This window comes from Oleiharenicola lentus (genome assembly GCF_051660365.1).
GTDB lineage: Bacteria > Verrucomicrobiota > Verrucomicrobiia > Opitutales > Opitutaceae > Lacunisphaera > Lacunisphaera lenta_A.
This window is the reverse complement of record NZ_JBOZXB010000002.1, coordinates 573,154-585,245: the sequence shown is the minus strand read 5'-3', so window position 1 is coordinate 585,245 and position 12,092 is coordinate 573,154. Positions and strand designations below refer to the sequence as shown.

The 12,092-nt window shown below is 58.2% G+C and carries 10 protein-coding genes; 5 read left to right on the top strand and 5 right to left on the bottom strand.

What is annotated here, in order from left to right; genetic code table 11:
• Positions 1-642: an MBL fold metallo-hydrolase gene (locus ACRRQW_RS17315; protein WP_438482859.1), complete on the bottom strand. Its 642-nt coding sequence runs from the start codon at positions 640-642 to the stop codon at positions 1-3.
• Between the two features lie 102 nt (positions 643-744).
• Between ACRRQW_RS17315 and alaS the strand changes: the two genes are divergently transcribed.
• The 4 genes from alaS (at position 745) to ispH (ending at position 7,327) form a co-directional block, all read left to right on the top strand.
• The gene (alaS, locus tag ACRRQW_RS17310) at positions 745-3,693 is read left to right on the top strand and encodes an alanine--tRNA ligase (RefSeq protein ID WP_438482858.1); all 2,949 of its coding nucleotides are present in this window, start codon (positions 745-747) and stop codon (positions 3,691-3,693) included.
• Between the two features lie 155 nt (positions 3,694-3,848).
• Entirely contained in the window at positions 3,849-4,952 is a 1,104-nt protein-coding gene (locus ACRRQW_RS17305) for a DNA alkylation repair protein (protein ID WP_438482857.1), read from the top strand.
• Positions 4,953-5,032: 80 nt separating this feature from the next.
• Complete coding sequence (locus tag ACRRQW_RS17300; protein ID WP_438482856.1) at positions 5,033-5,485, top strand: DUF5069 domain-containing protein; 453 nt, start codon at positions 5,033-5,035, stop codon at positions 5,483-5,485.
• Between the two features lie 114 nt (positions 5,486-5,599).
• A complete protein-coding gene (gene ispH / locus ACRRQW_RS17295) occupies positions 5,600-7,327 on the top strand; it encodes a 4-hydroxy-3-methylbut-2-enyl diphosphate reductase (RefSeq protein WP_438482855.1) in 1,728 nt (575 codons plus the stop codon).
• Between the two features lie 95 nt (positions 7,328-7,422).
• Here ispH and ACRRQW_RS17290 read toward each other — a convergent pair whose 3' ends face one another.
• The 4 genes from ACRRQW_RS17290 to ACRRQW_RS17275 are packed head-to-tail and all read right to left on the bottom strand — an operon-like array spanning position 7,423 to position 11,422.
• A complete protein-coding gene (locus ACRRQW_RS17290; RefSeq protein WP_438482854.1) occupies positions 7,423-8,730 on the bottom strand; it encodes a hypothetical protein in 1,308 nt (435 codons plus the stop codon).
• A 47-nt stretch (positions 8,731-8,777) separates the two neighbouring features.
• The gene (locus ACRRQW_RS17285) at positions 8,778-9,527 is read right to left on the bottom strand and encodes a hypothetical protein (RefSeq protein WP_438482853.1); all 750 of its coding nucleotides are present in this window, start codon (positions 9,525-9,527) and stop codon (positions 8,778-8,780) included.
• Between the two features lie 18 nt (positions 9,528-9,545).
• Positions 9,546-10,505, bottom strand: coding sequence for a hypothetical protein (locus ACRRQW_RS17280; protein ID WP_438482852.1), 960 nt, complete (start codon positions 10,503-10,505; stop codon positions 9,546-9,548).
• A gap of 17 nt (positions 10,506-10,522) precedes the next feature.
• A complete protein-coding gene (locus ACRRQW_RS17275; protein ID WP_438482851.1) occupies positions 10,523-11,422 on the bottom strand; it encodes a ParA family protein in 900 nt (299 codons plus the stop codon).
• 102 nt (positions 11,423-11,524) lie between these two features.
• Between ACRRQW_RS17275 and ACRRQW_RS17270 the strand changes: the two genes are divergently transcribed.
• Entirely contained in the window at positions 11,525-11,989 is a 465-nt protein-coding gene (locus ACRRQW_RS17270) for a PaaI family thioesterase (RefSeq protein WP_438482850.1), read from the top strand.
• The last annotated feature ends 103 nt before the right edge of the window (positions 11,990-12,092 follow it).

The following is a 12,092-nucleotide window of genomic DNA, read 5'->3' as shown; positions in this document are numbered from 1 at the left end:
TTAATCGTTAGCCGCCACGTAGGGATTCTCGGCCTTCTCTTCACCCACCGTCGTGCGCTCGCCGTGTCCTGGAAACACGATCGTCTCATCCGGCAGCGTGTAGATCTGCGTGCGAATGGAGTTCGCCAGCTCGTTGAAATTCCCACCCGGGAAATCCCAGCGCCCGACGCCGCGGTTGAACAAAGCATCGCCCACGAACGCGACTTTGCCTTCGGCCTGATAAAATAAAATATTTCCCGGACAATGTCCCGGCACGTGCCGCACTTCGAACTCGCGCCCGAGTGCTTTCAACACGTCGCCCTGTTCCACCCACGCGTCTACGGCCACCGGCTCGAGCCCCATGCTTCGACCCATGCGAGCCTCCATTATTTCAGGCGTTTCGAGCATCGCACAGTCGGCCTTGTGCGCAATGACACGAGCCCCGAACTCGCGTTTCACTTTCGCCGAATCCTGCATGTGATCCCAATGCCCGTGCGTGATCCAGTGCTCGGTTAATTTCACGCCTTCTTTCGCAAGAATCGGCTGGATCCGCTTCACGATATCCCCCGGCCCGTCGATCAACACCGCTTCACCCAACTGGGCGTCAGTCAGCAAGTAACCGATCGTTTGAATGGGGCCCGACGGCAGCACATGGATTTTCACGCGCCCACTACATGCGCCCGCCTTTTCCCGTCCGCAAACGTAAATTCCTGCTCTTGCCAACCCGCGCCGCGTGGTCTGTCTTCTTTCCTTCCAATTTCTGACATGACTTCCGCCGAAATCCGCCAGTCCTTCCTCGATTTTTTTGCCAAGCAAGGCCACACGATCGTCCCATCGTCGTCCCTGCTGCCCGACTCGCCCGGACTCCTCTTCACGAACGCGGGCATGAATCAATTCGTGCCGATCTTCCTCGGCGACCGCGCCGCCGACGTCTCGAAATGGGCCGGCGTCAAACCTGCCAAGGACACCCGCGCCGCCGACACGCAAAAGTGCATTCGTGCCGGCGGTAAACACAACGATCTCGAGGATGTCGGTTTCGACACCTATCACCACACGCTCTTCGAAATGTTGGGCAACTGGTCCTTCGGCGACTACTTCAAAAAAGAATCGCTCAACTGGGGCTGGGAACTGATCACGAAAGTCTGGGGCATTCCCGCGAAACGCCTCTACGCGACCGTTTACTCGCCCGACAAATCCAAGAACGACCCGTCCGAATTCGACCAGGAAGCCTACGACATCTGGGCCGAGATTTTCACAAAGGAAGGCCTCGATCCCGCCATCCACATCGTCCACGGCAACAAGAAGGATAATTTCTGGATGATGGGCGACACCGGCCCCTGCGGCCCGTGCTCCGAAATCCATTTCAACTTGCTCCCCTCCGACGACGAAGTTGAAGGCCGCAAAGGCGTGAACTCCTCCAGCCCGCGCTGCATCGAAATCTGGAACCACGTCTTCATCCAATTCAACGCGAACGCCGACGGCACCTTTTCGCCGCTCGCCGCGAAACACGTCGACACCGGCATGGGCTTCGAGCGCGTCGCCGGCATCTACGCGACGACGAAAGGCTTTAAGGATTTCTCCGCCGAGCCGTCCAACTACGAAGCCGACGTCTTCGCGCCGCTCTTCGCCAAAATCACCGCGCTCTCCGGCAAAACCTATACGCGCACTGTTCCCACCACGCGCGAAGGGCTCAGCGAACAATATCAAACCGACATCGCGTTCCGCGTCCTCGCCGACCACGCGCGCACGATTTCCTGCGCCATCGCCGACGGCATTCTCCCCGGCAACGACGGCCGCAATTACGTCATCCGCCGCATCCTCCGCCGCGGCATTCTCTACGGCAAAAAGCTCGGCCTCCAAACCGGCTTCTTCGAACAACTCGTCGCCCCCGTCGTTGAGTCCCTCGGCACCGTTTTCCCCGAGCTGAAACAACAACAGTCGATGATCCAACGCGTCATCCGCAGCGAAGAAGAATCGTTCGGTCGGACGTTGGAGAAGGGCCTGCAGATCTTTTCAAACAGAGCTGTTGATTCAGCAAAATCACGTGAACTCCTAGAGTCGCGCCTTCTGGCCCGACGCACTATCTTTTCACCTGAATCGGGTGGCATGATCAATGGTCACAAAATCACCAATGAAGGCATTCAAGAGCTGATCGAAACCAAAGCTGTAGCATTTGAAGATGTATTTTCGATTGTCCTTAAAACCTCGAAAATGAATCGAAACGAAATCAACAGCTTTGCTCGAGATCTCACGAGACACATCGAGATTCACAGTTCAGAAGCTCCAGGATACGTTCCCGGAACTCTCGCGTTCGAGCTCTACGACACCTACGGCTTCCCACTCGACATGACGCAACTCCTCGCGACCGAGCGTGGACTCACCGTCGATGCAGCGGGTTTCGAGGCGGAGATGGAAAAGCAACGCGAACGCGGTCGTGCGGCGCACAAAAAAGAAATCGTTGTCGCGGCAACCGAAGGCGACGCCGCAGCGCTCGAGCCTACGAAATTCCTTGGTTACACCGAGACGCACGCGCACGGCAAACTCACCGACGTCATCACGGCGGACAAAGACACGTTCCTCGTGTTCGACCAGACACCGTTCTACGCGGAAATGGGCGGACAGACGGGCGACACCGGCACCGCGCTCGTCGGCGGCGAACTCTTTTATATCACCGATTGCGTGAAGGACAAATCGGGCCGCCACCTGCACAAACTCGCGGCCGGCTCCTCGTTCACGAAAGAAATCGGCACCACGGCAGAACTCGCCGTCGACGTCGTCACGCGTCGCGCGATCAATCGTCACCACTCGGCCGCGCACTTGATTCACTGGGCGCTGCGCAAAGTGCTCGGCACGCACGTCCGCCAAGCCGGCACGTCGAAGACCGCCGACCGCATGCGTTTCGACTTCTCCCATTTCGAAGCCGCCACGTCCGCGCAACTCCGCGAGGTCGAGCAGCTCGTCAACGAGAAGGTCATCGATAACGCCAAGGTCGAAGTCTACGAAACCGAGTTCGACAAAAAACCGGAAGGCACGCTCGCGTTCTTCGGCGACAAATACGGCAAGTTCGTCCGCGTCGTCGACATCGGCGGCTACAGCCGCGAACTCTGCGGCGGCACGCACGTCTCCACCACCGGCGAAATCGGCTCGATCAAGATTGTCGCCGAAATGGCCATCGCCGCCGGCACCCGCCGCATCGAAGCCGTCGCCGGCAACGCGGCCTACGAATTCTCCCTCGCGCGCGAACAAGCGCTCGCCGCCGTCGGAGCGCATTTGTCCGCCGGCCCGCTCGACGTGAACAAAAAACTCGAGTCCGTGCTCGCGCACCAAAAAGAGCTCGAGAAGAAACTCAAAGCCTACGAACAAAAAGCTTCCGCTGCCCTCGCCACCGAACTCGCCGCCACCGCGGTCGAGAAAGGCGGCGTGAAATGGGTGTCAGCCGTCGTCACCGCCGACAATCCCGACGCACTGCGTTCGCTCGGCAGCCAGATCCTTGGCAAGCTCGGCGAAGGCGTTGTGCAAATCGGCGCGCTCTTCAACGACAAGCCGAGCCTCGTCGTCTATTGCTCGCCCGCCGCGAACAAAGCCGGCTTCCAAGCCGGCAAGCTCGTCGGTGAACTCGCCGTGAAACTCGGCGGCAAAGGCGGCGGCAAACCCGACTTCGCGATGGGCGGCGGCAAAGACGCCACTAATCTCGCGAACGCGCTTAAACTCTAAGGTCGGTTGCGCGCTCACGCGCAACGGTAGGGCCCGACCTCCGGGCGGGCCGGTAGGGGCGGTTATCCTTAACCGCCCTTACGACGCTCGAAAGCCAAGGGCCGTTAGGGATAACGGCCCCTACCTCAATACAACTTCTCTCCGCCCTCGCTCCCATGCCCGCCGACGTCGCCGAATACGCCGAACTTAAAGAGATGTTCAACGCCGCCCGTTTCCGCGCGATGGCGAAACTGCTCGCGGACGAATATCCGCAGTTCGACCAGAAAAAATTCCTCGCACTCGCGCTCGACGGGCTCGCCGAGTTGACGCTCATCCAGCGGATGCGTCGCATGACCGAAGCGATGCGTGCCACGTTGCCTGCCGACTACCCGGCTGCGATCACGATTCTCGACAAAGTCGGCCCGCGCATCGGCCATGGATTCGTGAGCATCACGCTGTGCGATTTCGTGAGCGTTTACGGTCACGATCATTTTGAACTCTCGATGGCTGCGCTGGGCCGCTACACGCAGCTGGGTTCAGCCGAGTTTGCGATCCGCGAATTCATCAAACGCGATCACCCCAAAACGCTCGCGGTGATGACGAAATGGTCGCGTCACGAGAACGAACACCTGCGCCGCCTCGCGAGCGAAGGCACCCGCCCTCGCCTGCCGTGGTCGTTTCGTCTCGCCGCGCTCCAAGCGGATCCGCTGATCGCGTGGCCCATTCTCGACGCGCTAAAAACCGACGAGAGCCTCTACGTGCGCAAATCGGTCGCGAATCACCTGAACGACATTTCCCACCAGCATCCCGAGTGGTTGTTCAAGCGCCTTGCGACGTGGGATGCCAGCCACCCCCACACCGCATGGATCATCAAACGCGCGCTCCGCACGCTCATCAAACGCGGCGATCCGCGCGCGCTAGCGATGATCGGCGCAACCGCCGGAGCCAAGGTCGCTGTTGAGCAATTCAAACTGACACCTGCGCGCGTGAAAATTGGTGGCGAGATTAATTTCTCGTTCGAGCTCACCTCCAAAGCCAAAGTCGCCCAGCGCTTGGTGATCGATTACGTAGTGCACTACATGAAGAAAGCCGGCGAGACTTCCCCCAAGGTTTTCAAGTTAAAGGAAATCACCCTCGCGACCGGCGAGTCGTTACCGCTCTCGAAGCGCCACCGCCTGCAGGAACTCAGCACGCGCAAACATCATCCCGGCACACATCGTTTGGAAGTGATGGTAAATGGAGTCGTCCAAGTGGCGGGAGAGTTCATTTTAAGCCGTTAACTGCTGGAAATTTCACGCGGCCGTGACGCAGCGGTTCGGTGCGGGTTTGCTATGGCCGCCAACTCTTCCAGCATCGCCGCATGATCTCTTACTCCACGCCCGATCTCACTCAGCACCCGCCACGCAGCCCGCGTTTTCGCTTGGGCGGATATGTGGTGCTCCCACGCATCTTCGATAAAGCCCGCGCTCAACTCGCCGGCAAAACCGGGCTCTACAAATATAACAACCCGCTTGATCAACGGTTGTTCTCTTTCCTCGGCATCACGGGCGAGCAGTTTCTCGAAGCCGCTAAAACCTGTCAGAGTGACACTCAGATTCTGGACTGGGTCACGGCCAACGCGCAGCCAAAACGCCAAACATGGGAAATCGCCGCGTGGACGCACTGGCTGGAGACCTTGCCGCCGGGCGATGCCAAGCGTCACACGACATTCGCCAAGGAAATCGAAGCTAACTGCCCGACCCGGGAAGATATTCGCACTCTTTTCGACCGGCTCGACATGGATGACCACGTGACTTTCGGCGGAAAAGCGTGAGTGCTGTTGCTTGAGAGGGAGTGCATTGCCCTCAATGCGCTGTGCCGCTCTGCGAGCCTCCCGCTACGGCAAAGTTGACGCTTTCAGTGGTTGTGATTCGTTGGTGGCGTGTCCGTGGCCACTGAAGCTTCTCTTTACGTTCTCCTCGCGTTCAACCCGAGCAATCAACTTGCGGTGCGGCGCCGAGGCGATCGCGTGGACCACGCATTCGTGGGCAGCGACGACGTGGCGGTCTCGAGCGAATTGGCCACCATTTTCCCGGAGCACACTACACCGGCAGAGTATTTCTCCACGACGAGTGATGGCGCAACTTACCACGTCAGCTTTAGCCAAGTTAGAGGTGGCGCTCCCGCTGGCGGACTCGAATTTCACTCACTGGAAGCGCTGCAAACCATGCGCGCGCAACTCGATCCGGTGCTTGCGGCCATTCTCGACGAGCTTGAGCCCTATCTGATCGAGATCCCTTACCTTCATCTTGGCGAGAACGACTACATCTACAAATTCCGCGTCGAGCGCGACCGCAACCGCAGCATCTACCAGCAGGACGACTCCGCGCGCGCGCTTTATCAAAGCAAGCTGTGCGAGGCGATCAAAGCACTCGCGCGAACCAACGAGCGCTCGGCTTCCAAACCGTCGATCCTGGATTTCGGCGCCGTGCACTACGTCATTCCCAGTCATTTCGGATTTTGTCTCGGCGTCAAAAACGCCATCGAACGTGCTTACGAATCCATTGCTGAAAATCCCGGTAAGCGCGTGTTCATGCTCAGCGAACTGATTCACAATCCTTTCGTGAACGAAGATCTGCTGCGCCGCGGGCTGCGTTATTTGCAGAGTGAAAAAGGCGTGGCCTTCACCGTCACTGGAAAAAAAGCCGAGGACGGAAACACCGAGTCGCTTTTGTGGGATCAACTCACCAGCGACGACGTCGTCATCATTCCCGCATTCGGAGCCACCGATGAGGACAAGAAACGCCTCGTTAAAAAAGGCATCCGTGTGGCGCAATACGACGCCACCTGCATGCTCGTGGAAAAGGTGTGGAAGGCCGCGCGCGTCTTTGGTCGCGAAGGCTACACCGTCGTCATCCACGGCAAGAGCGAGCACGAAGAAACCAAAGCCACCTTCTCGAATACGCGGCGCTACGCACCATCGATCATCATTCGCAATCTCACGGAGGCGAAGTTGCTCGGCGACTACATCGCTGTTCCGACCGAAGCGAAACGCGCGGCCATTCTCGAGAAATTTGCCGGCCTGCATACGCCCGAATTCGATCCGGCGAAGCACCTCAATCGCATCGCTGTCGTGAATCAGACCACGTTACTGATGAACGAGACGGCCTCGATCATCGATTACTTCAAGTCACTCTTCGTCGCAAAATACGGTGAAGTGGAAGGCATTCAACACGTCGGCGGCGCCGGGAAAAAAGATACGCTTTGCTACGCGACCCAAGTGAATCAGGACGCATTGCAAAAAGCCCTCTCAGAGCCGCTCGACGCTGCGTTCATCATTGGCGGAAAAAACAGCTCCAACACCTACCAGCTCTACCGCGTGTGCGAACAGAAGCTCGGCAATCGGGCGTTCTTTATCCAATCCGAGGCGAACATCCGTTCGCGCTGCGAGATCGAGCACTTCGTTTTCCCGGCGAGCGGTGAGCACAAAGGTCACATCGAAGTGCACCCGCTGTGGCCGGCGGATACGGCGCCGAAACGGGTTTTGATCACCGGCGGAGCCTCGTGTCCGGACGGACTCGTGCAGCAGGTGATCGCGCGGATTAATTCATTTTTCCCCGCTGAAGCCCTGCGCAGCGTAGATGAAGTGCTGGCTGATTTGGCCGTCTCGAAATAGTCCTGCCGCCCGTTATGGGGCTGCGAAAGATAGCGGTGGGCACAAAAAAAGCCGACCCGAAGGCCGGCTTAAGTTTATCGAAAAACGAAACGGACTTAGAACTTGATGCTCACGCCGCCGCGCAAGCCGACGGAGTTGCCCAAATCGATCTTGGCCGTGCGTCCACCGACGGTCTGGTCGTAATCGCCAAACTGTTGGGCGGTCACACCACCGAAGAAGCCGGTGCGCTCGTTGGCGGAGAACTCGATGTTAAAATCGGCGTAGTAGCCGTTCATGAATTTGCTAATTTGGCTAGAATCTTCAACCGGAACAACTGACTCGGTGCCAGGAATCTTGAAAGACTCGATGGCCGTAAACTTCGTGCCGATGTAGGCACCCGCCGCGCCGGCACTCGCACTCAAACCGATCCGATTAGTGAGTTGGGCGCGAACGAGCGGCCCGAGGCGCAGCAGGAAATAGTTTCCCTTCACTTGCCAGTTGCCGTCCACGTTGGTCGTGCCGAGCGCTTCATCCTCGACACTCAAAGTCTCATCCGGGGTCTGGTTGATCGGCGTGGTGGCTTCTACGTAATAAGAAGTCCCGTCCTCGCGGGTGATCGTTTCTCCATCGGTGGTGCTATCGTAGGTCCCCGTGGTTTCATCGCGGACGGGCACCGGACGGCCGTTGAGCGAATAGAAATCCGTGTCGCGACTCAGCAAGGCCAGCACGCTGCCACTGGTTTTGTTATTGATGCCGCTCAACGAAGCACCGGCGACGAACCCAAATTGAAACCGGCGACTGGGCTTCGTAAACATGCGTTCGAACTGGAGTTCGACGCCTGCCGTGAGCCCCTGTTCTTTATAAGCGCCCCCTCCGGTGGTCGCCGCGCTGTAATTGCTAAATCCAACATAGCCGGGACGGAGCGTCGTCTGCTCATCCGTGGTGTAGGCCCAGTTGCGGCTCAGGCCGGTCTGATAACCCAAAAAGTCGCCCGTTAACACCGAAGGAACTGTCTCGGTCGCAGTTGAGTAAGTTTGATAGCGTCCATTTGCATCGAGCGGGATTTGCACGGCTGGATTGGAGTCGGTCACGGTTTCCGCGGGGCGCAATCCGTCGGCTCCGACCGCTCCGTTGTGATAGCTGCGCGAGACCCGTCCTTCCGAAGCGGGAGCAACCGTGCCCGTAAACGGCACGCTGCCGAGATTACCGAAAGTCGTCTTCGGGCCCGCGTTGAGCACACGAAACCCGATCGTCACGCTGTTCTTTGGGACGTAAACCATTTCGCTTTCCCGGATCAGGGCTTCAAGGCGCTCGTCTTCGTTGGCGCTGGTCTGGCTTTGGGCAAAGCCGGCAAAAGGAACCGCGAGGAGCGAGCACAAGGCGGCAGATTGAAGCAAACGAATGGTCATAAAACGCATGGACATAGGGGGCGAGTAGCGACTTGGAAAGGGGAAATTGCCGAGTGTTCCCATCAGGCTTTTTCCATCGGTGGGAGTGGCTCGGCTTTAATCAGGCCAGCGCGCAACATCGCACGCTTCACGTCTTCGGATTTTTGTTCGAGTTCGGTCTCTTTTTCCTGCTGGGCTTGCATCTTTTCGAAGAGCGAAGCCTCACTTTGTTCGATGAAAATCTCACGCTCCTTGATGGCCGCGCGCTGCTCTTTCAGCGAGGCTTCCTGGCGATCGAGTTCCTCTTTGAGTTTTTTAAGCGCCTCCACTTCAGCGGAACTCACCGCGACGGCGGCACCCACCGGCGGATTCGACGCTTGGTCGATGCGCATGGCCTCAATGACTTTCTCACGGGCTTGCAGCAGTGCTTCTGCTTCGGCGAGGGCCCGGTCACGGTCGGCAAGTTTGTTTTGCGCATCGGCGAGCGCCATTTCTTGTTCGCCTACTTTCGTCTCCAGTGAGCGCAGCGTTTTTTCGAGCTCGTCGACCTGTGCCGTGCTCATCGGCGACTGATTGCCGCCCCATGGCGCCTGAGATTGGCGAAGTTCGCCAATGGTCCGACGCACCGCGGAGGTGGCCTGCGTCGCTTCTTGCGCCCGCTGAAGCGGATTAAAGCGGCGCGGCAGCACCAGCGGTTTCAAGCCACCGACGGCAGGCCCTTTCGGCGGGAATTTGACAAGCCCGCTTCCCGGAGGGCCGCCTTGCACTTTGAGCGGAGGCGGGAACGAAGCGGTCTTGGGAGGATTGCCCGGAGGCGTTGAAGGATTATCCACGAACGGAGATGACTGAAATTAACGTTTGCCGAACAAGCGGCCGAAAAATCCGGCTTTTTTCTCGGCGGGTTCCTGACCTTTAATGGTGTAGGTGCCCTTCAAGGCGTTCGCCGTGAGCCGGCTGGCGATCACCTCGCGCACCGGATCGTTCAGAACTACGAAATAACGCTCGAATGTGCCACCGTTTACGACCGACTGCACCAGCGCGGCCTTCTCGTCTTTAAACCAATCCAGTGCGGTATTTACCGCGGGACGCAGGGAGGATTCAAGTTTCTCGCATTGCTCACGGCCAAGTGGTTTGGCGGTAGCGGCGTCATCCGGGGCGAGTTTAGCCCCGTAGAAACGAGCCAGTGCGAGTTGCTCGCTACGCGGCAATGCACCGACGACCAAACCGATCGACTCAGCGAGGTGCAGACCGGTGAAGCCTTTTCGATAAGGCAGGAATTGCGCGATCCCATCTTCGTCCCCGTGCGTGAGCGCGTTGAGCGCGTTACGGAAATCCCCGCCGAGCACGACTCGGGTGGACATTTTTTGGCCGAGATCGGCAAATTCACCGATAGTTTTAATGCCTTCGGAGGTGCAGACCATGCGCGTGCCTTCGCTGAAGTTTGCGAGAATCAGCGGAAAGCCTTCGGGAATGTTGAGACGCGCAAGCGTTTTCAGGATCGGGTTTTCCCTGGACGCCGTGTCTTCGACCTGGGCGACCATGTCGCCGAACGGATCGTCGAACGCCAGCGTCTCCTTGAGAATCTCGATGAGGTGATCGACGCGATCGGTCTTACCCGCGATCTCCGGCATCATCAGCAATTCGTCGTAAGTGAAATCGATGTATTTCGAAGGCTTCTCTTCCTCGCCCGTGTGCGGCCATTCTTTCGTGTCCACGTTCTGCGCGAGGCTGACCAAAGAGGTATCCGCCATGATGGAGCGGCTGAATTTTTTCCGAACCTCGTCCCACTCGGCTGAATTATATTTCGGCATGGTGATAATCTCCCGAATCAGACGACGCCGGCCGGCTGATTCTCGATGATCTCGTTGGCGAGTTTTTGGTAATCGTTGGCGACGCTGTCTTCTTCGTTGCCTTCCGTGCCGACGAGAAACACCGGCAGGCCGAGCGTAACGGCGCGGCGCACAATCATCGCATCGCGAATCTGCGTCGTGCAAATCTTCGCGGTTTGCGCGACGCCGCGCTTCTGGGCTTTGAATTGGTTCAAGCGAAGCTGCATGCGCATCTTCGGCACTTCGATGTCGGTGTTCGCTTTGATGGAGTTGAACACGATGCCATAAACCTGCGCTGCCGGGCCCATCGCGGTCGTGCGGAAGCTCGCGGAGGTTTGCTGGAAGCGCATGAGTTTTTCCACCAGCAGCGTGAAGCCGATCAGGCTCAACGCGTCGGGGTTCGACGGCACGTAAATTTCGTTGGCGACATAGACGCCGTTTTGCGAAGCGCGCAAAATATTCGGCGGGCAGTCGAACACGATAAAATCGTAGTTCGCCTCGATCTCCGCGAGCTGCTCCTGGAAAATCACGTAAGACGGGCGTTTCGGATCGGACTTATATTCGCCTTCAAGATCCACCAAGTTGAACGTCGTCGGCACCAAATCGAGACCAGGCAAAAGTTTTTCGCCGTCCTTGCTTTCAACCACGTCTTTGATGACGCAATCCTTCAAGCGCGCCGTGCCGGGATCGAAAATCGAGTAAATCGCCCCTGCTCCGCTGGCGTTGATTTTATTCCAACGCTCCAGCTTCAAAAGCCAGATACTCGCATTCGACTGCGTGTCGAAATCCAGCAAGAGCACGCGCATGCCGCGCCGCGCCAGACTTGCGGCTGTATTTACGATCAGGGAAGTCTTGCCGACACCGCCCTTGTAGTTGAGGAAGGCTATCTTGCGCGCCATGGATGATTTTGAAACATGGCACACGAGTCGTTCGGTGCCAGTTAAAAATTTTACGAACTTTGCCCGTTGCGACGGAACAATTTTGCCACTGAATTTTCAGCCATGAATGAGCCCAGCCTTCAGGAAAAATTTGCTCCCACCAGCCTTTGTTTCGGCTGCGGCCCGGCCAATGCAAAGGGACTGCGCATCCGCAGCTTTGTGCGCGGCGACGAAGTCATCGCTACCTGGACGCCGGAGAAGCATCATGAAGCATTTCCCGGCATGCTGAACGGCGGGATCATCGGATCGTTGCTCGACTGCCACTGCAACTGGACGGCCGCGTGGCACCTCATGAACCGCAACGGACTCGAAAAACCGCTTTGCACCGTCACCGCCGACTACGCGATTAAACTTCTCCGCCCCACCCCGACCGATGGGCCGATTGAACTCTCCGCCAAAGTCATCGAGTCAACCCACGATCGCGCCACCATCGAAGGCGTGCTCACCGCCTCCGGGAAACCGCGCGCAACGTGTCGAGGCACATTCGTCGCCGTGCAACCAGGACATCCGGCTTATCACCGCTGGTGATCGCGCGGAGAGCAAACCACCAGGGTTTTCCCGCGAGCTGGCGGTGTCGGCGACTTTGTCGCTCAATTGTCACACGGAACCCGCGTAATCGTCACGTAGCGCT